Genomic DNA, 21,418 nt, shown 5'->3' with positions numbered 1-21,418 from the left:
GGAAAAAAGATTGATACAAAAGTTTGAAACTCCCAATGGTGTAAGAATAGTTCTAGAAAAAATACCAACGGTTAGGTCCGTTTCAATAGGTATTTGGATTGGAACAGGCTCTCGTTTTGAAACAACAGAAGATAATGGTGTATCCCATTTTTTAGAGCATATGTTTTTTAAAGGTACAAAAACACGTTCTGCCAAAGAAATTGCCGAGGCATTTGATGGAATTGGTGGTCAAGTAAATGCATTTACATCTAAGGAATATACTTGTTACTATGCAAAAGTTTTAGACGATCATGCTAGTATTGCTCTCGATGTACTTTCTGATATGTACTTTCATTCTCTTTTTGAGGAGAAAGAATTAGAAAAAGAAAAAAATGTAGTACTTGAAGAAATTAAGATGTACGAGGACGCTCCAGACGATATTGTACACGATTTGTTAGCGCAAGCAAGTTTTGGAACTCACTCTTTGGGCTATCCAATATTAGGTACTCAACAAACGTTAAAATCCTTTTCTGAACGTACATTAAGAGATTATATGGCCCAGCAGTACACCGCTGAAAATGTTGTAATTTCTATTGCTGGAAATGTTGATGAAGATTTTATTGGAAAAGTCGAAGCGATTTTTAAAGATGTTAAGAAAAGTGGTGTAGAGCGTGAGTACGTTACACCTAGTTTCTTAGCAGAAAAACTAGTTAGGAAAAAAGAAACAGAACAAGCGCACCTTTGCTTAGGGTTCGATGGTCTTCCGATTGGACATCAGGATATTTATAGCCTTGTGCTATTAAATAATATTTTAGGTGGAAGTATGAGTAGCAGATTATTTCAGGAAGTAAGGGAGAAAAAAGGATTAGCATATTCTGTATTTTCTTACCATTCTTCTTACCATGATAACGGAATGTTAACAGTATATAGTGGGACGGCCCCTAATCAATTAGATGAGCTATTTGACACGATGATGGAGACGTTAAACAGTATCAAGAATCAAGGTATTACTGAAAAAGAATTAACCAAAGGTAAAGAACAATTAAAAGGGAATTTAATGCTTAGTTTAGAAAGCACGAATAGCCGTATGAGCAGAAATGGGAAAAATGAGTTACTGCTTAAAAGGCATCGATCTCTAGATGAAATTATTGATGAAATAAATCGAGTATCGATAACTAACGTAAATAAACTAAGCAAAAACCTTTTTAGCCAGCCGTATTCGTTATCTTTAATAAGCCCACAAGGGAAACTACCGACAGGGGTTTAAATTATTTTTAAATAGTCATTTTAGAGAACAACCACCGAAGGAGAAGGAATTCTACACTGGTTGGAGTTTATCTTAAAAACCTTTAGACAATTCCTGTCTAAAGGTTTTTTAATAGTACTATCTCTAATAATATCTTGAATATGATAATAATATAGAAGGAATTATTAGTAAAGGAAGGATGAGATTATTATGAGATTAAGTGAGATAAGTGGGAAAGAGATTATTGATTATGATAAAGGTGAGAGGCTTGGTATCTTAGGGCAGACTGATCTTGTAATTGATGAGGAAACTGGTAAAATTGAATCTTTTATTATCCCTTCTATGAAGTGGTTTGGTTTAGGGAAAAAAGAAAAAGAAGTAACTGTTCACTGGCGCCAAATCATAAAAATTGGTACCGATATGATAATAATTGATGTTGATAAGAAATAAAGGTAACTATAAACTAAGTAGAGAGCTCGTTCTAGCTTCGCTAAAACATCGGAAATTCAGATGGAGTCTCAACTCCACCTGAATGGAAGTTCCCACCTACGCTACGCTTAGAGGTGGGTCTATGACCCTTAAGTACAAATCAGTTTGATTAATTAAGATTGAAAATGAAATGGCAACAAAAGGGTGTGAAATCGATGATGATTTCACACCCTTTTTGTTATAATCAGAATTTATAAATTTCTAACTTGAAACTGTCTAGCGCAAGCAGCCTACGATCTCGGTCACTTCAGTCAAGTTACTGACTTCTGTCTTCTTGGATTACTTCTTGAATATACTCCATGCTACTTTGCTTCGAGGAAGACTACTTCGAAGCAGTGCTGTTAGACGCAGAAGCACGCGGAAGCCAAAGAGCGGCTTCTGTCAAAGGCCTTCCAGTGCCTTTCGCTCGTGACCAAGGCGCTTGCGCTCTTCTTGCTTGTTATATTAGTGAGCCTATTTATCCCACTCATAATGGGCAGTAAGACCTACTGATGGAAGTTCGGCTTTATTAATGTATGACACATACTGCGCCTTTAGAGAAGAAGTTATACTCTTTTTGTATTTTATCGTCGCGATTAAACAGTCCAAAATAAAATGAATAGTTAAGTACCTTCCTATTCACCAAATAGGTGAATGTTACATAATATGATTTTGAATTAATTATAAGGAAGTATTCCCCTGTGTAACGATTTAAAACGCACAACAGTGAGAAAGGGGAGAAACAATGTTAACAGGGAAACATGTTGCGGTTATTGGTGGCGATGCTAGACAGCTTGAAGTGATTCGCAAATTGATTGAGCTTGATGCAAAAATTTCACTAATAGGTTTTGATCAGTTAGACGAAGGTTTTGTTGGAGCTACAAAAGTTCAACTAGAACATGTTGACTTTCGTACAGTTGGAGCAATTGTCTTACCAGTTAGTGGAACTAGCATAGAAGGTGAAATTGAAACAATTTTTTCAAACGAAAAAATTGTATTAAAAGTAGATCATTTAAAAGCAACGCCTGAGTATTGTACTGTATTTTCTGGAATAAGTAATCAATATCTAAAAAAAATTGTTAAAGACGCGGATAGAAAGCTGTTAGAACTATTTGAGAGAAATGATGTAGCTATTTACAATTCCATCCCAACGATGGAAGGAACGTTAATGATGGTAATTCAAAACACTGATATTACTATTCATCGTTCTAACGTTGTTGTATTAGGCTTTGGTAGAGTAGGCATGACAGTCGCAAGGGCATTTCATGCTCTTGGTGCAAATGTGAAAGTGGCTGCAAACCAAAGTAATCTATTAGCTCGTATTTATGAAATGGGGTTTGAGCCAATAGAGTTATCAAAGCTTGAATCGAAAGTAGAGAATATTGATGTATGTATTAATACAATTCCTGCTATGGTATTAACAGCCAAGATAATTTCGAAAATGCCTACACGATCACTCATTATAGATTTAGCTTCTAAACCGGGTGGTACAGATTTTCGTTATGCAGAAAAAAGAGGTATTAAAGCAATGCTTGCACCAGGTCTGCCAGGTATTGTTGCCCCAAAAACAGCAGGGCAAATTATCGCAAATGTTCTTTCAAAGTTGCTCATTGAAGAACAAAACAATATTGAGGAGGATCAATCATGACATTAAAAGGCAAGCATATAGGTTTTGGATTAACAGGATCACACTGTACGTATAGTGCTGTTCTTCCCGAGATGAAAAAATTGGTTGATGCCGGCGCAAAGGTAACGCCATTTGTTACGCATGTAGTAAAGACAACGGATACGAAATTTGGAGACAGCGCAGATTGGTTGGCACAAATAAAACAAATTACAAATGAGGAAATTGTAGATACCATTGTAAAAGCAGAACCTTTTGGTCCAAAAACTCCATTAGATTGTATGGTAATCGCGCCGTTAACTGGGAACTCCGCAAGTAAGCTAGCTAACGCTCTTACAGATTCACCAGTTCTAATGGCTGCTAAAGCGACATTAAGAAACTTAAAACCTGTAGTTTTAGGTATATCTACTAATGATGCCCTAGGATTAAACGGGATGAATATCATGAAATTAATGGCTACTAAAAATATTTATTTTATACCATATGGGCAAGACGATCCTTTTAAAAAGCCGAATTCATTAGTAGCTAGAATGAGTTCACTGCAAGATACTATAGAAGCAGCACTTAAAGGAAAGCAAGTACAACCAGTCCTTGTTGAGAGATACAAAGATTCTTAATCTACCTTACGAGAGTCTTAGTGTAAGGTCGTTGACCCGTTTTCAATTGCTAAAGAGTATGATAAGATATAACCCATATGTATGGATGTTAGATTTAATACTAAGGCTTTAGTTGATATATAATATCGTATTTTTTCTTGAAGTACGCTATTCTATATCCACATTTTTTCATTAGTAGTGAAAAAATATTAAAAAGAAGGCCTATCCTATACTATTATTAATATATTTAAATGATAGTATAGGTAAACAAAAAAGTATTGCTCTAAGGTTTAAACAATTAAAAAATCACTTTTAAATTTAGAAGGGAGTCTATCATCATGGCAATGAAAACAGGTTTTCACGTAGCAGTAGTAGGAGCAACTGGTGCAGTAGGGCAACAAATGTTAAAAACATTGGAAGAACGTAACTATCCTATCTCAAAACTAACATTACTTTCATCAAAACGATCAGCAGGGAAAAAAGTTATTTTTAAAGGTGAAGAAGTAGTTATTCAAGAAGCTACTCCTGAAAGTTTCGAAGGTGTACAAATCGCCTTATTTAGTGCTGGAGGTTCGGTTTCAAAAGCATTAGCACCAGAAGCAGTTAAAAGAGGAGCGATTTGTGTAGACAATACAAGTGCATTCCGTATGGACCCTAATACACCGCTAGTTGTTCCTGAAGTAAACGAAGAGGCTTTGCATAACCATAATGGCATTATTGCTAATCCAAATTGCTCAACTATTCAGATGGTTGTTGGATTAGAACCAATTCGTAAAAAATATGGTCTGAAAAAAGTTATTGTATCAACGTATCAAGCAGTTAGTGGTGCTGGTGCAAACGCAATTAAGGAAATGAAGGACCAAACAGCATCTATTTTAGAAGAAAAAGAATTTACTCCGGAAATTTTACCGTGTGGTAGTGATAAAAAACATTATCAAATTGCATTTAATGCTATTCCACAAATTGATAAATTCGAAGATAACGGATTTACATTTGAAGAAATGAAAATGATTAATGAAACGAAAAAAATCATGGATATGCCAGATTTACATGTAGCGGCTACATGTGTAAGAATTCCGGTAGAAACAGGACATTCTGAATCTCTATTTATAGAAGTTGAAAAAGAAGGTTTAACGGTTGCCGAAATAAAAGCCTTATTAAAAGGAGCGCCAGGTGTAGTCTTAGAAGATGACCCAGAAAACCAAGTTTATCCAATGGCTATTAATTCTGTTGGAAAAAATGATGTATTTATAGGGAGAATTCGCCAAGATTTAGATAATCAAAAAGGATTCCATATGTGGGTTGTCTCGGATAACTTATTAAAAGGAGCAGCTTGGAATTCAGTTCAAATTGCTGAAAGCTTAGTTAAGCTTGGTTTACTAAAATAAATGTAATCAAAAAATCATGAAGGCTGACGTAAAAAGTGAGATAGCCCATCATCAAGTACAATGATTGATAAACGTAGTTTATCTTTAGGAGCTTTCATCTTTTTAGTCAGCCTTTACTTTTATTACACAATAAGCCAATAAAATACGTTGAATAGAGTTTTAAAGCTATTTTCATAAAAGATAATACTCTTATAAAGAGGTGTACTATGAAATGAAAATTATTGTTCAAAAATTCGGTGGAACATCATTGAAAAATGAAGAAACAAGGTCATTAGCTGCAAAACACGTTCTTACCGCTGTTAAAGAAGGATACAAAGTAGTAGTGGTTGTCTCAGCCATTGGGCGAAAAGGTGATCCATATGCAACAGATACACTCCTTAATTTAATTACTAATGAGACCGGAACATTTGTGAAGAAACGTGAGAAAGATCTATTGATGTCTTGTGGAGAATTGATATCATCTGTCGTCTTTTGTAACTTACTAGGAAGTCTAAAATTAAAAACAATGGCTATGACTGGAGCGCAAGCAGGCTTTAGAACTAATGAAGATTTCTCAAACGCTAAAATTATTGAAATGAAATGTGAATATTTATTAGAAAAACTTGAAAATCATGATTGTGTTGTTGTAACAGGATTTCAAGGTATGTCTCCTAACGGTGAGTTAACAACGTTAGGGCGTGGTGGAAGTGATACTTCAGCAACCGCACTGGGCGCTGCAGTACAAGCGGAATGGGTTGATATTTTTACAGATGTTGAAGGATTAATGACTGCAGACCCTAGGATTGTATCTGAAGCAAAATCTATTCATACTGTAACATACAATGAGGTTTGTAATATGGCCTACCAAGGTGCGAAGGTTATCCATCCACGTGCGGTGGAAATTGCAATGAATGCCAAGCTACCAATTAAAATTCGTTCTACTTTTTCCGATTTAGAAGGGACGTTAGTTACTGCAGAGAATAAGCAACGTGGTGGAATGGATGTTGAAGAAAGACTAGTTACTGGTATCGCCTATGTTTCAAATGTTTCACAAATCAAAGTTTTAGCAAAAGAAGGAGATTACAATCTTCAATCGCAAGTTTTTAAAGCGATGGCGAACGAAGGAATTAGTGTTGATTTTATAAATATTAATCTTATGGGTGTAGTTTACACTGTTATGGATGAAAATACAGATAAAGCAATTGAACTTCTTAGAGGTATGGGATATGAACCTATCGTAACAAGAAAACTTGCTAAAGTTTCTGTGATTGGTGCTGGGATGACAGGTGTTCCTGGGGTTACGGCTAAAATAGTCGGCAGTCTCGCAGAAGAAAATATCAGTATTTTACAATCGGCAGACTCACATACAACAATCTGGGTATTAGTAAAAGAAGAAGATAAGGTAAAAGCTGTTAATGCGCTGCACCGAATATTTAAACTAGATCAAAATTAATCTGAAATATTTTTAGATAATCAAAAAAAATTTGAATAATACTACGTCGTAGTGAAGTTTTTGTGCCAAGGTAAGAAAGTATAAAATTTCTAACTTGGAAACTGTCTAGCTTCAGCGCCTACGATCTCAGTCGCTTCAATGACTTCTTGGATCCTTCTCCGAAGATACTTCATGCTACTTTGTTCCTGGGATTACTCGTCGCACAAAACACTGCTTCGAGGAAGCCTACTTCGAAGCAGTGCAGTTAGACGCAGAAGCACGCGGAAGCCATAGAGGGGCTTTGCTCTTGAGCAAACGGAGTGGCACAGGAGCAGCTGCTCGTGACCAAGGCGCTTGCGCTTTTCTTGCAGTATCAGAATTTATAAATTACTAACTTGGAAACTGTCTAGCTCCAGCAGCCTACGAGCTCGGTCACTTCAGTCAAGCTACTGACTTCAATAACTACTTGAATAACGTCTCTGAATAGCTTCATGCAGCTTTGCTTCGAGGAAGCTTGCTACGAAGCTATGCTAGAAGACGCAGAAGCACATAGTTGCGGTCAAAGAGCAGACCGCTACTTGCCGACCTTCCAGTGTTTGTCGCCGATAGGCGGGCGCCTTGCGCTTTTCTTAAATGAGTCTTGAATTATGTGAATGACAAAGGGGTTGAATAACGTGAATTTTGGGCAAGTAATTACTGCTATGGTAACACCTTTTGATCATAATAACCGAGTTGATTTTTCAAAAACGACTAAGTTAATTGAACACTTAATCAATACTGGGACAGATTGTTTAGTGGTTGCAGGTACGACTGGTGAATCGCCAACTCTTAGTTTTGATGAGAAGGTTTCATTATTTGAGCATACAGTTAAAGTTGTAGCAGGTCGAATACCTGTGATTGCAGGGACAGGGAGTAATAATACCTTTACTTCTATAGAGCTTACAAAAAAGGCTGAGAGTGTTGGAGTTGATGGTGTTATGCTTGTAGCTCCATATTATAACAAGCCATCTCAAAAAGGTATGTATGAACATTTTAAAACAATCGCAAATGCCACTACTTTACCAGTCATGCTCTACAATATACCTAGCCGTTCAGTTGTAAACATGACGTCTGAATTAGTTGTAGAATTATCAAAAATAGATAATATTGTCGCTATTAAAGAGGCGAGTGGAAATTTAGATCAAGTTACTGCCATCATATCAGAAACACCTGATGATTTTCTCGTATATAGTGGAGATGATAGCCTAACTCTTCCTTTACTTGCTGTAGGGGGAAATGGTGTCGTTTCAGTTGCTTCACATGTGGTGGGAAAAGAGTTTAAGCAAATGATAACAGCATTTAATTCTGGCCATCTGAAAGAGGCAGCTAAACTACATCAACAGCTTCTCCCAATAGTTAAAGCATTGTTCAAAGCTCCAAATCCATGCCCAGTTAAAGCAGCACTAGCGCTTAAAGGAATAGATGTTGGTGGTGTTCGCTTACCACTTGTTCCGCTCTCTGAAATTGAGCGAGAAGATTTAGCAAAAGTATTGAAATAAAAATCTTTTCAAAAATCTTTCATCAATTCATCTCCAAAAAGGAACCGTATTATTTTATAGATATAATGGTTCCTTTTCTCGTTTTACCTTCCTCTTTTTTCTTCATAATTTTTGTGGCTATTCAATTGCTGCATATAATTCCTAATTTGATTTATATAATTATTTTTCCAGTATTACATAAATATTCTTGTGTTCCAATTATAAGATAAGTTATACTACAAACAAGTGATTAGTTCGGGTCTTAAAAATAATAAGTGTATTTTGAATATTGATGGAAATTTAATATGGGAGGAACAAGAACATTGATAAAGCAAGATTTAGATAAAATACGTGTTTTTTCTCTGGGCGGCGTAGGGGAAATTGGAAAAAACATGTATGTAGTTGAGGTAGACAATGACCTAATAGTTGTTGATGCAGGATTAATGTTTCCTGACGATGATATGTTAGGTATTGATGTTGTTATACCTGATATTTCCTATTTGTTAGAAAACGAGGATCGTGTAAGAGGAATTATGTTGACACATGGTCATGAAGATCACATTGGTGCTCTTCCGTATATACTACAGAAGATTAGTGTCCCGATTTATGGCACGAAATTGACTCTAGGTATCGTTAAAGCAAAGCTGTCCGAAAATGGTTTAGAAAAATCCGCTGATTTGAGACTTATTGACAATAATTCGAAACTAATAGTTGGTACGACAACAGTAACATTCTTTAGGACTAATCACAGTATTCCAGATTCTGTTGGCGTATGCATCGAAACAAAACAAGGCTCAATCGTTCATACGGGTGACTTTAAGTTTGATCAAAACCCAGTAGATGGAGTAATTGCAGAAATTGGGAAAATGGCTAGTATTGGTGAAAAAGGGGTATTATGCCTTCTTTCTGACAGTACCAATGCTGAAAGGCCAGGGGTATCTATTTCTGAAAGTGTAGTTGGACAAGGAATTGCAGATGTTTTTTATCAGTCAAACGGTAGAATTATTGTCGCAACATTCGCATCAAACGTTCATAGAATTCAACAAATATTTAATGTATCAAAGGCCATGGAACGTAAAGTAATAGTCTCGGGTCGAAGTATGGTAAAAATCGTTTCTATAGCAACGGAATTAGGGTATTTACACATCGACAAAGATATTCTAATAAAAGAAGAAGATATCAATAAATATGATGATAGCAAAATCACAATCTTAACGACTGGAAGTCAAGGCGAGCCAATGTCTGCGCTTACGAGGATGGCTAAAGGCGCTCATAAACAAATCGGTATAAAGTCAACCGATACAATCATTATTTCTGCAACACCAATCCCAGGGAATGAAAAAGCGGTAACAAAAGTTGTTGATTTATTATATCGTACTGGTGCTGAGGTTGTTTTTGGTGAGAAAAATGTTCACACAACTGGGCATGGTTGTCAGGAAGAATTAAAGCTGATGTTAAATCTAATGAAACCAAAGTACTTCATTCCAATTCATGGAGAATTTAAAATGCAGTATGCACATCGGGGTCTTGCGAAGTCTTGTGGTGTGAAAAATGATAACATCTTTTTAATTGATAAAGGAGAGGTTGTCGAATTTATTAATGGTGAAGGAAAAACAAGTGGGAAAGTAACCTCTGGAAATGTTTTGATTGATGGCATCGGAGTGGGTGATGTAGGAAATATCGTTTTAAGAGACCGACGCCTCTTATCTAATGATGGAATTTTAGTAGTTGTTGTTACCTTAAACAAAGAAAATAATGGAATTATTTCTGGTCCTGATATTATTTCACGAGGATTTGTATATGTGAGGGAAAGTGAAAAGTTACTTGAAGAAGCGAATAAGCTCGTCGGAGAAACATTAGCAAAATGCATGAATGAAAATGTAAATGAATGGTCCTCTTTAAAAAGTAATGTTCGAGATGTCTTGAGTCGATATCTGTATGAGAAAACTCGCCGCAGACCAATGATTTTACCTATTATTATGGAAGTATAAATTAATCGTTAGTTTAATGATTTATGATCTAGGCCCATAAGATTTCATATTTAGTTATATTGAAACGTTCGTATAATTATGTGGGTCGTTTTTTTTACAGTATCAGAATTTATAAATTTATTTCTAACTTGAAAACTGTCTAGCTTCAGCGCCTACGAGCTCGGTCACTTCAGTCAAGCTATTGACTGCAATAACTACATGAATAACGTCTCTGAATAGCTTCATGCAGCTTTGCTCCTGCGGTTACTCGTCGCACGGAAAACAATTGCTCCTGCGGTTACTCGTCGCACAAAACACTGCTTCGAGGAAGCTTACTACGAAGCATACTAGAAGACGCTAAAAGCACGTAGGAAGCCAAAGAGCGGCTTCTGTCAAAGCCCTTCCAGTGCCTTTCGCTCGTGACCAAGGCGCTTGCGCTTTTCTTGCTAATGATGGAATTTACTCAGTTGAAAAAAATAAAAACTTGGCGATTATGCCAAGTTTTTATTTTTTTTAAAGCAATTTTAATTTCTAACTAGAGTAAGAAAAAATCTGAAGTTACAAAGCTGTTTCTTTTTTCGGTGTTACTTGCTCCAGGTCATTTCGCTCTACTACATGAAACTAAAAGAACGGACTTCATGTAATGGGAGCGCAAAATTACTTGTATAGGTGACCAAAGGAATTTTATCTTTTTTTTACAAGGTAAGAAAGTATAAAATTTCTAACTTGAAAACTGTCTAGCTTCAGCGCCTACGAGCTCGGTCACTTCAGACCTTTTCGGAAGCCAAAGAGCGGCTTCTGTCAAAGGCCTTCCAGTGCCTATCGCTCGTGACCAAGGCGCTTGCGCTTTTCTTGCCAAAAGAAAACAGATTCATAAATAACCTAAATAATCTCATACTATTAGTAGGCTTATTTAGAGGAGGATAATAAATGAATGAACGCATGTCAGATACTCAGCAAGACGAACAAAAGGAACAAAAACCATCAGGTATTGTAGAGAAAATTCAACAATTAGGACAAACGAATGTTGCCCAAATGGAACAATCAAATATACATGTAGTTACAATTATTGGTCAGATTGAAGGTCATATGCAATTACCACCACAAAATAAAACAACCAAGTACGAACATATAATTCCACAGCTTGTTGCAGCTGAACAAAATCCTAAACTAGAAGGTATGTTGGTTATATTAAATACAGTTGGTGGGGACGTTGAAGCAGGACTTGCGATTGCTGAAATGATCTCAACGATGTCAAAACCTACAGTCACATTAGTATTAGGAGGGGGCCATTCCATTGGTGTTCCGATAGCAGTGGCTTCGAACTATAGCTATATTGCTGAAACAGCTACAATGACGATTCACCCGGTTCGTTTAACTGGCTTAGTGATAGGTGTACCTCAGACATTTGAGTATTTGGATAAAATGCAAGAACGAGTTATTAAGTTTGTAACGAATAATTCTACAATTACCGAAGAAAAATTTAAAGAATTGATGTTTTCCAAAGGGAACTTAACAAGAGATATTGGAACAAATGTAGTAGGCCCAGATGCGGTCAAGTATGGAATTATAAATGAGGTTGGTGGTATTGGTCAAGCGATAGCGAAGCTTAACGAACTAATTGAAAAAAATCGGAATGTTGATGGAGGGGAGATTATGCAATGATTCTTTATACGACAATGCCAGAAGAATTAATTTTTCCTCATCAGGATGAAGTGTTTTCGAAACAAATCACCGTAGATATTAAAGAAGGGCAGTTAATAATTGAACAAGTTTCTAACCATGAATTTAGGATCGTTCGCTTACTTAGTACAGATCCTATGGCGTTTTTGAATGAAAATTATTCACCTGGGAAGATGGTTGCACTATATTAACTCCATTTCTCTAGTTTTTACTTTTGAGATTATGGTATAATAATCATATTCAAGAAATGATTTCATAGAAGCAGCCGTATCATCGGCTGCTTCTTCATTCATACAAGACAATGGTAGGATTTTCATTCTAGTTGATCCTAATTTTTAGAAAGTGTTAATTAAGAGGTGAAACAATGGCTACAAGAAAAAAACAAAAAAAAGTAGAGTGGAAAAAGCAACTCACATTTGAACTAATTGGTCTATTCCTAATAGTATTAGCTTCTGTTTCCTTTGCTAGTTTAGGAAGTGTCGGGGAAGGACTTACTCACCTATTTAGGTTTTTTCTAGGTGAATGGCATGTGGTATTAACAATTGGTTTATTTTTCATATCATTATATTTAATGATAAAAAGAAAGTCTCCTAACTTTATGTCAAGGAGGTTAGTTGGTATTTATTTATTAGTTTTTTCATTCGTTTTATTAAGTCATATTCGCTTGTTTGACCTTTTTTCAAAACAAGGTGAATTTATTGATGGATCTGTTATTCGAAATACATGGGAATTATATTGGTTACAAGTAAAGGGAGATACATCTATTACTGACCTTGGTGGTGGTATGGTAGGTGCTATTGGATTTGCCATCACTCACTTTTTATTTGCGGCTAGTGGTACTGTAGTCTTTTCTTTATTTATTATTATTACAGGGATAATATTAATAACTGGAAAATCATTTACTGATTTAATATTAAATTTTCTTACTTATTTTGGGACGACTTTTTCGACAGTTACTAATAAAATAAAGGCATATTTAATAAATGTAAAGCAGCAATTTCATAATAAATGGCAAGAAAAAAAGCAGAAACAATCGGAAAAATCACCAGTGATTGTTACAGGAATAAGTAATCAAGGGGAAGGAAATGATCAAAATCTACAACCTGAACCGATCATTTATGACTTTTCAAAAAGAGCATATGAAACTGACTCAGATAAAAGAGAGAATGATAGTCATCCAATGAGATCAGAAGCAGAAATTGACGAAAAAGAGGTTGAAGTACATAATACTGGTGTATCTAAAGAACCACTTATTGTATCTGTAGAGACAAATGAAAATTACTTGGTGCCATCTTTGGAGTTATTACAAAATCCAAAGAAAAATAATCAATTCTTGGAAAGACAACATATTTCTGCAAATGCAAAAAAACTTGAACAAACGTTAGAAAGCTTTGGTGTTAAGGCGAAAGTTTCTAAAGTTCATTTAGGACCTGCAGTTACGAAGTATGAAGTCTATCCTAATATAGGTGTAAAGGTAAGTAAAATTGTAAATCTTGCTGACGATTTGGCATTAGCCTTAGCAGCTAAAGATATACGTATTGAAGCTCCAATTCCAGGTAAATCTGCAATTGGTATTGAAGTACCAAACCAAGAAGTGGCTATTGTAACACTGAAAGAAGTTTTAGATGCTACAACCACATTAATTGAAGCATCAAAACTACTAATTGGTCTTGGGAGAGATATTTCTGGTGATCCAGTTCTAGCAGAACTTAATAAAATGCCTCACCTTCTTGTAGCAGGGGCCACAGGGAGCGGGAAAAGTGTTTGTATTAATGGGATTATTGTAAGTATTCTCATGAGAGCAAAACCTCACGAAGTAAAACTAATGATGATAGACCCTAAAATGGTAGAATTAAATGTTTATAATGGTATTCCCCACTTATTAGCACCTGTTGTTACGGAACCTAAAAAGGCTTCACAAGCATTGAAAAAAGTAGTAAATGAAATGGAACGCCGTTATGAGTTGTTTGCTCATACAGGCACAAGAAATATTGAAGGCTATAATACATTAATAAAAAATCAAAATGAAACTAGTGATGCTAAGCAAGCTACTTTGCCGTACATTGTTGTCATTGTAGACGAGCTAGCTGATCTAATGATGGTCGCTTCAAGTGATGTAGAAGATAGTATAACAAGGCTAGCACAAATGGCTAGAGCTGCAGGTATCCACTTAATTATTGCGACACAAAGACCTTCGGTTGATGTTATTACTGGTGTTATTAAAGCAAATATCCCATCTAGAATTGCGTTTGGGGTTTCTTCACAAACTGATTCAAGGACAATCCTTGATATGGGTGGTGCGGAAAAATTATTAGGTAGAGGGGACATGCTCTTTTTACCTGTTGGAGCATCAAAACCTGTTCGTGTGCAGGGAGCTTTTCTTTCTGATGATGAAGTTGAAAAAATTGTTAATTTTGTGATCGCCCAACAAAAAGCTCAATATCAAGAGGATATGATGCCAAAAGAAGAAGATCAAGCTTCAGAGGATGTGGCCGATGATTTATACGAGTCTGCTGTTGATTTAGTTACTGAAATGAACACAGCTTCTGTTTCTATGTTACAACGTAGATTTAGAATCGGGTACACTAGAGCTGCAAGACTAATTGACGAAATGGAAGCTCGTGGCATTGTTGGTCCGTATGAAGGAAGTAAGCCTAGAGAGGTTCTTGTCTCTAAAAGAACTGAGAGTGATGTATCATCGGGGTAAAGCATAACTTTAGATCTAAGCTTGATAGTTTAGAATCTCGAAGCCTAAAAAATGAAAATTCTTAACACAAAATAAGTTTACACGAATATGGAATTGAAATAGGTAGTGGAGGGAAGTATGTGATTAAGTCTGATCATCGACCATTATATTTACAGGTTATCGATAAAATTAAAAATGATATAGAAGAAGGGATCTATGAAGCTGGTGAACGTTTACCGTCTGAGTTTGAATTATCAAAACAGTTAGGTGTAAGTAGAGCTACTTTACGTGAAGCGCTAAGAATCCTTGAGGATGAAAATGTTATTACTAGGCGTCATGGAGTTGGAACGTTTATTTGTAGTAAGCCAATATTTTCATCCGGTATAGAGGAGTTATTTAGTATTACTGATATGATAAAACGTGGAAATAAAAAACCAGGTACTATATTCGTATCGTCCGAATTAGTTACCGCGACCGAAGATGATATTGAAAAGTTCCAGATAGAAGATCTTGATGAAGTCATGATAGTCAAACGGGTTCGTACAGCAAATGACGATCCTGTGGTTTATTGTTTAGATAAAATTCCTAAAGTTTACTTACGAAATCGCGAATTTTCTTATGAACAATCCATTTTTGAAAGGTTAGAAAAAGAAGGAACATCAATTTCCTACGCTATAACACAAATCGAACCAATAGGGTACCATGAAGAAGTTTCAGAAATTTTACGTGGGCCCCAAACTGCACTACTCGTCTTAAGACAAATGCACTACGATGATCAAGAACGACCAATCCTTTACTCTATTAACTATTTTCGAGCAGATCAATTTAAATTTCATGTGCTAAGAAAGCGAGTTTAACATTTACTTTATATTTCTTAAGATACTAACATAAAATTAGTAGAAAACCTTCTAGTTGGGTCATATCACCTCTTCAAGAAGGATAAACTATAAAAAAGAGATCCTACATGGATCTCTTTTTAACATTTTTCTTTTTTTTATCGGTTATAATATGAAGTAGATTTACTAATAAGCTGGAATACAAGGAGTGAGAAATTGTTGGAGACGACTTCAAAGGTGAAAGATATGAAAGCTAATGGCCTAGACCTTCATGTAATTGAAACAAAGCAATATAAAACGAATACAATTGTATTACATATTAAGTCACCGCTTACAAAAGAAACAGTTACGAAACGAACGTTACTTCCATATGTACTACAAAGTGGTACAGAAAACTTTTCTTCTAGACAAGAAATTAGAAGTTATTTAGATGAACTTTATGGAGCTACCCTTACAGTAGATGTAAGTAAAAAGGGAGAAAATCATATATTATCGTTTCGTATGGATGTGGTCAATGAGAACTATTTAAAAGATAAAACCCCGCTATTAGAGGAAGCTCTTAAGTTATTGGCTGAAATTCTTCTTAAACCAGTTAAAGAGTCAGGGGTATTTCAAAGTACAATTGTTACAAATGAAAAGAGAAATTTAAAACAGAGGATACAGTCTATTTTTGATGATAAAATTCGCTATGCAAATATGCGTGTAACTGAAGAGATGTGTAAAGAAGAACCTTATGGTATAAATGTGTGGGGCTATGAAGATGAAATAGACAATGTAATTCCTGAGGATCTTTATCACCAGTACACTACCATGCTTTCAAACGATGGGTTTGATTTATATGTTGTTGGTGATGTAAAAAGTGAAAGCATTCAAGAGTTGGTAAGTAAATATTTTACATTTACCAATAATGGTAAACAAGGACAAAATAAGGTTGCTAATAGCAAAGAAGAAATAAAAAAAGAACATGTAGTAATAGAGGAACAAGATGTTAAGCAAGGAAAGCTACATATTGGCTTTCGCACAAATACCACTTATCAAGACGATGATTATTTTGCAATGCAAATGTTTAACGGATTATTTGGTGGATTTTCTCATTCGAAACTTTTTATTAACGTACGTGAAAAAGCAAGTCTTGCTTATTATGCTTCTTCTAGGTTTGAAAGTCATAAAGGAATATTAATGGTTATGTCTGGAATTGAATTTAAGAACTATGACCAAGCAGTCACAATAATAAAAGAGCAACTTAAAAGTATGCAAAGTGGTGACTTTACTGATGAAGAAATAAAACAAACTAAGGCAGTAATTAAAAATCAACTGCTTGAGACTGTTGATGTAGCAAAAGGCTTTGTTGAATTACTATATCACAATGCTGTAGGGGCTAAATCAAGAACCATTGATGAATGGTTAAACGGTATTGAAAATGTTACGAGAGATGACATTATAAATGTAGGAAAAAAAATACAGCTAGATACAATTTATTTCCTAAAAGGAAAGGGGGCTAGTTAGATGGAAAAAATTGTTTTTGAACAACTAAATGAAACGTTATATCACGAAACATTAGAAAACGGACTAGAAGTGTATATTGTACCAAAACAAGGCTTTAATAAAACATATGCTACGTTTACTACGAAGTATGGTTCAATTGATAACCACTTTATTCCTCTTGGTGAGAGTGTGCCAATAAAAGTACCTGATGGTATCGCTCACTTTTTAGAGCACAAGATGTTTGAGGACGAAGAAGGGGATGTCTTTCAACTGTTCAGTAAACAAGGAGCATCTGCAAATGCATTTACAAGCTTTACAAGAACTGCCTATTTGTTTTCTAGTACATCAGATGTAGATAAAAATATTGAAACACTCCTTGATTTTGTACAACACCCGTACTTTACTGAAGAAAGTGTAGAAAAGGAGAAGGGAATTATCGGCCAAGAAATAACGATGTACGATGATAACCCGGACTGGAGGGTTTATTTTGGTATCATTGAAAATATGTACAAAAATCACCCAGTAAAAATTGACATAGCCGGAACAATACCATCGATTGATAAAATTACGAAAGATCTATTATATCAATCTTACGAAACGTTCTATCATCCAAAGAACATGGTTTTATTTGTAATTGGGCCTATTGACCCAAATGAAACATTTGAATTAGTTCAAGCTAATCAATCGAAAAAAACCTTTAAAGAAATGGAAAATATAAAGAGAATTTTTGAAGATGAACCAGCTGCAGTAGCAAAAAAGAAAGAAACTTTGAAGATGTCAGTTCATACGCCAAAATGTCTAGTTGGCTTTAAAGAAAAGAATCCTAACAGACAAGGGGAAGAATTGTTAAAGCATGAACTTTCTATTAATATAATTTTGGATATTATGCTAGGGCAGAGTTCCAATAATTATGAGGAACTTTATAATGAAGGATTAATTGACGATTCTTTTTCATTTGACTATTCAGCAGAAAAAGGTTTTGGGTTTTCAATTATTGGTGGTGATACAAAAGATCCAGATATGTTAGTGAGTCGCCTCCAACAAATGATACAATCATTTTTATCTACGCCTTTAGATGAAGAAGTTTTTCGTCGGAGTATAAAGAAAAAAATAGGTGCATTCATGAGATCACTAAATTCACCAGAATTTATAGCTAATCAATTTACAAGGTATCAATTTAATAACATGAACTTGTTTAATGTCGTTGAAACATTAGAAGGATTATCTATTCAACAACTTGAACAGACAATGAAAGAGCATTTTGATTTAGAAATGTTTACGGTTTGCCAAGTGCTTCCAAAATAAAAATTAAAAAGGTTTGAGGAGAACAGTGAAATTTGCTTTAATAACAGGTGCTAGTGGTGGAATCGGTAGAGAAATAGCTCGCAGTTTCGCCAAGGAAGGGTATCAATTATACTTACATTATCATGAAAATGAACAAAGTATTGATGAATTATTAACGGAGATAAAAAACGTAAAGGTCTGGAAAGTAAAAGCTGATTTATCCACGAAAGAAGGAGTAATGCAAATAGTGGATGCCATTCACACTCCAATAGATTGTCTTGTGTTAAACAGTGGAAAAAGTTATGTTGGTTTAATGACGGATATGACAGATCAAGAGGTCGAAGCTATGATATTTCTTAATATAACGAGCCCTTTCTTACTTACTAAAGCTCTATTACCTTCTATGATAAATAATAAAAGTGGAAATATAGTTGCTATTTCTTCTATCTGGGGTATAACTGGTGCTTCATGCGAAGTGTTATATTCGACAGTTAAAGGTGGATTAAATACGTTTGTAAAAGCTCTCGCTAAAGAAGTGGCTCCTAGTGGAATAAGAGTAAATGGGGTTGCTCCGGGAGCTGTTTCAACAAAAATGCTAGATGAGTTTAGTAAGGAAGATATAGACGAACTTTGTAATGAAATACCTATGGGCAGGTTAGGTAATGCAACGGAAGTGGCTGATCTAGTTACATTCCTAAGTTCAGAAAAAGCCTCGTATATAAATGGTCAAATAATTGGAATAAATGGCGCTTGGCACTAGCTTTATTTATCCCGGACATTACACAATGAGACTTGTATATTTTTGTTTCTCTTTTGACAAAATAACATTGAATACAAACTAAGGAGGGACAAAAATGTCTGTATTAGATAATTGGGAGCAATGGAAAGATTTCTTAGGAGATCGTTTGCAACAAGCTCAACACGAAGGCATGAATGATCGAGTAATTAATGATGTTGCTTATCAAGTTGGAGAATACTTAGCAAAGCAAGTTGAACCTAAAAACGATCAAGAACGAGTGTTAGCAGATCTTTGGAATGTTGCTTCAGAAGAAGAACAGCACGCAATTGCAAATATGATGGTTAAATTAGTTAAAAGTTAATATATGTGTAAAAGAGTTAGGTGTTGCTTGAATGCAACACCTATTTTCATAAAAAATGGCAAATAAATGAGCTACTTTTATATTTAAGTCAATAAACATATAAATATGACTTTCATTCAGCAAAAAAATGAATTATGATATAAAAAAGATACTCTGCAGATTCTTTGTGTATTTGATTAAATATTTATGTAGTAAATTATCAGTTCTTACTATTTATTTTCCATTACTTTTGGGAAAGGAGTTGAACTATGTCAAAAAAAGAATGGTACTTAGAATACCAAATACATAAAAATCGTCCAGGATTATTAGGTGATATCGCATCATTACTTGGAATGTTATCGATAAATATCATTACGATTAATGGTGTGGATCATATGAGACGAGGGATGTTAATTCGGAGCGAAGATAATGATCAAATTGAACGGCTTACTAAAATTTTAAATACGATGGATAATATTTCAATAACGAAAGTAAGAGAGCCTAAACTTAGGGATAGGTTAGCGGTAAGACACGGTCGATATATAGAAAGAGATGGAGATGAAAAGAAGATATTTCGCTTTGTTCGTGATGAACTAGGAATACTAGTTGATTTTATGGCTGAACTTTTTAAGATGGAAGGTCATAAACTAATAGGTATTAGAGGAATGCCTCGAGTCGGTAAGACAGAATCCATTGTTGCAGCAAGTGTTTGTGCTAATAAGCGGTGGTCATTTATTTCATCGACCTTACTTAGGCAGACCATTAGGAGTCAATTAGCTGATGACGAACTTTCAGAGAATAATATTTATATTATTGATGGGATCGTTACAACAATGCGTGCGACAGAAAGACATCGATTATTAGTTAATGAAGTAATGCGCTTATGTTCAATCAAGGTCATTGAGCATCCAGATATTTTTGTTAGAGAGACAGAGTATACACTAGATGATTTTGACTACATAATAGAGTTAAGGAACAATCACGAAGAAAAAATAACATATGAAGCTATTGACCCAGGTTTTTCTTCATTTGATATAAGTTAAAGAGTTGGTAGGTGTTAGCATTGTCAGAATTAGGAATGCGACTTAAGAATGCAAGGGTAGAAAAGAATTTAACGTTGGAACAGCTCCAAGAGATGACAAAAATTCAAAAACGTTACTTACAAGCTATTGAGGAAGGTAACTTACATTTGTTGCCAGGGAATTTTTATGCCAGAGCCTTCGTGAAAAGCTATTCAGAAGCTGTTGGAATTGACCCTGAAATGCTTTTTGAAGAGCATGCAAATGAACTCCCAGCCTCCAATAAGCAAGTAACTGAAATTCCGCCAAGAGTTCAATCTAAAAAAACAAAAAGTAACAAAAAAGCTCGTAGATTTTTAGCTGTATTACCTTCTGTTGTAGCTGTAGTTTTCATTATTTCAATATTAATTGGCTTCTGGTATTTCCTTCAAAAGAATACAGCAATTGATGAAGGGGTTCCTAAGGATATAGGTCAGGAAACTGTTGATGGTGGAAAAGATGAAGAAGCACTTAAGCCGGAAGAAGAGGAAGAAGAAACTCAATTATTTGAAGAAGAAGAAATAGAAGAAATAGAAGAAATAGAAGAAATAGAAGAAGATTTACCAGAGCAAGAGCTTGTTTTCGTTGAAACAAAGGGAAAAGAAACCGTTTATCAGTTACTTAATGCAGATGAATTCACGTTTAATATTGAACTTGATGGAAAAAGTTATATAGAAATTGATAATCTTAAAGGGAAGAAATTTCATGCTTCTATTGAAGATAGTGGTAAAGTGTTATCATTTGACTTTTCAGAAGAGGATTCTATTCATTTTAACTTTGGTGCATCCAACAATGTAAGACTATTTATTAACGATGAACCTTTTGAGTTCCCACTCAATATCGCTCATCAGAAAGTAACCTTTCATTTTCAAGAAGAAAATGAACAATAGTGACGTGTAAAAAGAGTCATCAAATATGACTCTTTTTGTATTGACCAAACGAATTTAGAGTAGAAAATATTAATTTGATACTATAGGAGTAAATGAACCCTAAGTAATCTGTTAAATTCCACATAATAGTTTTTAGAGTAAGATTACACATTGGTGGTGTAATATGTTAAAATTAATTCTATGCTTGTACAAAAAAGAATCGTTTAAAACAATACTTT

General features: G+C 34.9%; 19 protein-coding genes. 18 read left to right on the top strand and 1 reads right to left on the bottom strand.

Translation table 11 applies throughout. The features are described 5' to 3' along the window. The first annotated feature begins 10 nt into the window (after positions 1-10). From BKP37_RS11395 to BKP37_RS11350, 10 genes are all read left to right on the top strand, one after another. Positions 11-1,246, top strand: coding sequence for a M16 family metallopeptidase (locus BKP37_RS11395; RefSeq protein ID WP_071309715.1), 1,236 nt, complete (start codon positions 11-13; stop codon positions 1,244-1,246). A gap of 189 nt (positions 1,247-1,435) precedes the next feature. Continuing rightward, positions 1,436-1,675 carry a YlmC/YmxH family sporulation protein gene (locus BKP37_RS11390; RefSeq protein ID WP_071309714.1) on the top strand — a complete coding sequence of 80 codons (240 nt, stop codon included), beginning with the start codon at positions 1,436-1,438 and terminating at the stop codon, positions 1,673-1,675. A 763-nt stretch (positions 1,676-2,438) separates the two neighbouring features. Further along, entirely contained in the window at positions 2,439-3,341 is a 903-nt protein-coding gene (dpaA, locus tag BKP37_RS11385; RefSeq protein WP_071309713.1) for a dipicolinic acid synthetase subunit A, read from the top strand. Continuing rightward, positions 3,338-3,934: a dipicolinate synthase subunit B gene (locus BKP37_RS11380; protein ID WP_071309712.1), complete on the top strand. Its 597-nt coding sequence runs from the start codon at positions 3,338-3,340 to the stop codon at positions 3,932-3,934. Before dpaA ends, BKP37_RS11380 begins: the two co-directional genes overlap by 4 nt. A gap of 323 nt (positions 3,935-4,257) precedes the next feature. Further along, complete coding sequence (gene asd, locus BKP37_RS11375; RefSeq protein ID WP_071309936.1) at positions 4,258-5,301, top strand: aspartate-semialdehyde dehydrogenase; 1,044 nt, start codon at positions 4,258-4,260, stop codon at positions 5,299-5,301. Positions 5,302-5,512: 211 nt separating this feature from the next. Further along, a complete protein-coding gene (dapG, locus tag BKP37_RS11370; protein ID WP_071309711.1) occupies positions 5,513-6,733 on the top strand; it encodes an aspartate kinase in 1,221 nt (406 codons plus the stop codon). A gap of 632 nt (positions 6,734-7,365) precedes the next feature. Further along, on the top strand, positions 7,366-8,250 hold the full coding sequence (gene dapA / locus BKP37_RS11365) for a 4-hydroxy-tetrahydrodipicolinate synthase (RefSeq protein ID WP_071309710.1): 885 nt from the start codon (positions 7,366-7,368) through the stop codon (positions 8,248-8,250). Positions 8,251-8,534: 284 nt separating this feature from the next. Further along, entirely contained in the window at positions 8,535-10,220 is a 1,686-nt protein-coding gene (locus BKP37_RS11360; RefSeq protein WP_071309709.1) for a ribonuclease J, read from the top strand. A 909-nt stretch (positions 10,221-11,129) separates the two neighbouring features. Beyond that, positions 11,130-11,864 (top strand): ClpP family protease, encoded by a 735-nt coding sequence (locus BKP37_RS11355; protein WP_071309708.1) that lies wholly within the window; start codon positions 11,130-11,132, stop codon positions 11,862-11,864. After that, complete coding sequence (locus BKP37_RS11350) at positions 11,861-12,073, top strand: YlzJ-like family protein (protein ID WP_071309707.1); 213 nt, start codon at positions 11,861-11,863, stop codon at positions 12,071-12,073. Before BKP37_RS11355 ends, BKP37_RS11350 begins: the two co-directional genes overlap by 4 nt. Here the strand turns inward: BKP37_RS11350 and BKP37_RS20775 are convergent. Continuing rightward, positions 12,065-12,199, bottom strand: coding sequence for a hypothetical protein (locus tag BKP37_RS20775; protein ID WP_281243050.1), 135 nt, complete (start codon positions 12,197-12,199; stop codon positions 12,065-12,067). The genes BKP37_RS11350 and BKP37_RS20775 overlap by 9 nt on opposite strands. A 47-nt stretch (positions 12,200-12,246) precedes the next feature. Here BKP37_RS20775 and BKP37_RS11345 point away from each other — a divergent pair, with 47 nt between their 5' ends. The 8 genes from BKP37_RS11345 (at position 12,247) to BKP37_RS20125 (ending at position 21,200) form a co-directional block, all read left to right on the top strand. Next, the gene (locus tag BKP37_RS11345; RefSeq protein ID WP_071309706.1) at positions 12,247-14,589 is read left to right on the top strand and encodes a DNA translocase FtsK; all 2,343 of its coding nucleotides are present in this window, start codon (positions 12,247-12,249) and stop codon (positions 14,587-14,589) included. A 119-nt stretch (positions 14,590-14,708) separates the two neighbouring features. Beyond that, a complete protein-coding gene (locus BKP37_RS11340; RefSeq protein WP_071309705.1) occupies positions 14,709-15,425 on the top strand; it encodes a GntR family transcriptional regulator in 717 nt (238 codons plus the stop codon). Between the two features lie 195 nt (positions 15,426-15,620). Next, complete coding sequence (gene yfmF / locus BKP37_RS11335) at positions 15,621-16,910, top strand: EF-P 5-aminopentanol modification-associated protein YfmF (protein ID WP_342707787.1); 1,290 nt, start codon at positions 15,621-15,623, stop codon at positions 16,908-16,910. Then, positions 16,911-18,194 (top strand): EF-P 5-aminopentanol modification-associated protein YfmH, encoded by a 1,284-nt coding sequence (gene yfmH / locus BKP37_RS11330; protein ID WP_071309704.1) that lies wholly within the window; start codon positions 16,911-16,913, stop codon positions 18,192-18,194. A 25-nt stretch (positions 18,195-18,219) separates the two neighbouring features. After that, positions 18,220-18,933 carry an elongation factor P 5-aminopentanone reductase gene (gene ymfI / locus BKP37_RS11325; RefSeq protein WP_071309703.1) on the top strand — a complete coding sequence of 238 codons (714 nt, stop codon included), beginning with the start codon at positions 18,220-18,222 and terminating at the stop codon, positions 18,931-18,933. 94 nt (positions 18,934-19,027) lie between these two features. Further along, positions 19,028-19,273 (top strand): DUF3243 domain-containing protein, encoded by a 246-nt coding sequence (locus BKP37_RS11320; RefSeq protein ID WP_071309702.1) that lies wholly within the window; start codon positions 19,028-19,030, stop codon positions 19,271-19,273. 248 nt (positions 19,274-19,521) lie between these two features. Beyond that, a complete protein-coding gene (locus BKP37_RS11315; RefSeq protein WP_071309701.1) occupies positions 19,522-20,295 on the top strand; it encodes a DUF3388 domain-containing protein in 774 nt (257 codons plus the stop codon). Between the two features lie 20 nt (positions 20,296-20,315). After that, positions 20,316-21,200, top strand: coding sequence for a helix-turn-helix domain-containing protein (locus BKP37_RS20125; RefSeq protein WP_071309700.1), 885 nt, complete (start codon positions 20,316-20,318; stop codon positions 21,198-21,200). Positions 21,201-21,418: the final 218 nt, after the last annotated feature.

It is taken from the genome of Anaerobacillus alkalilacustris, from assembly GCF_001866005.1.
GTDB classification, from domain to species: Bacteria; Bacillota; Bacilli; order Bacillales; family Anaerobacillaceae; genus Anaerobacillus; species Anaerobacillus alkalilacustris.
Note: the sequence above shows the minus strand (reverse complement) of the source record. Positions and strands in the feature narration are given on the sequence as shown.

Excerpts from the sequence above, each read along its gene's own strand:
- BKP37_RS11390 (WP_071309714.1), top strand. The coding sequence starts at position 1,436 with ATGAGATTAAGTGAGATAAGTGGGAAAGAGATTATTGATTATGATAAA.
- dpaA (WP_071309713.1), top strand. The coding sequence starts at position 2,439 with ATGTTAACAGGGAAACATGTTGCGGTTATTGGTGGCGATGCTAGACAG.
- BKP37_RS11380 (WP_071309712.1), top strand. The coding sequence starts at position 3,338 with ATGACATTAAAAGGCAAGCATATAGGTTTTGGATTAACAGGATCACAC.
- asd (WP_071309936.1), top strand. The coding sequence starts at position 4,258 with ATGAAAACAGGTTTTCACGTAGCAGTAGTAGGAGCAACTGGTGCAGTA.
- dapG (WP_071309711.1), top strand. The coding sequence starts at position 5,513 with ATGAAAATTATTGTTCAAAAATTCGGTGGAACATCATTGAAAAATGAA.
- dapA (WP_071309710.1), top strand. The coding sequence starts at position 7,366 with ATGACAAAGGGGTTGAATAACGTGAATTTTGGGCAAGTAATTACTGCT.
- BKP37_RS11360 (WP_071309709.1), top strand. The coding sequence starts at position 8,535 with ATGGGAGGAACAAGAACATTGATAAAGCAAGATTTAGATAAAATACGT.
- BKP37_RS11355 (WP_071309708.1), top strand. The coding sequence starts at position 11,130 with ATGAATGAACGCATGTCAGATACTCAGCAAGACGAACAAAAGGAACAA.
- BKP37_RS11350 (WP_071309707.1), top strand. The coding sequence starts at position 11,861 with ATGATTCTTTATACGACAATGCCAGAAGAATTAATTTTTCCTCATCAG.
- BKP37_RS20775 (WP_281243050.1), bottom strand. The coding sequence starts at position 12,199 with ATGAAAATCCTACCATTGTCTTGTATGAATGAAGAAGCAGCCGATGAT.
- BKP37_RS11345 (WP_071309706.1), top strand. The coding sequence starts at position 12,247 with ATGGCTACAAGAAAAAAACAAAAAAAAGTAGAGTGGAAAAAGCAACTC.
- yfmH (WP_071309704.1), top strand. The coding sequence starts at position 16,911 with ATGGAAAAAATTGTTTTTGAACAACTAAATGAAACGTTATATCACGAA.
- BKP37_RS11320 (WP_071309702.1), top strand. The coding sequence starts at position 19,028 with ATGTCTGTATTAGATAATTGGGAGCAATGGAAAGATTTCTTAGGAGAT.
- BKP37_RS11315 (WP_071309701.1), top strand. The coding sequence starts at position 19,522 with ATGTCAAAAAAAGAATGGTACTTAGAATACCAAATACATAAAAATCGT.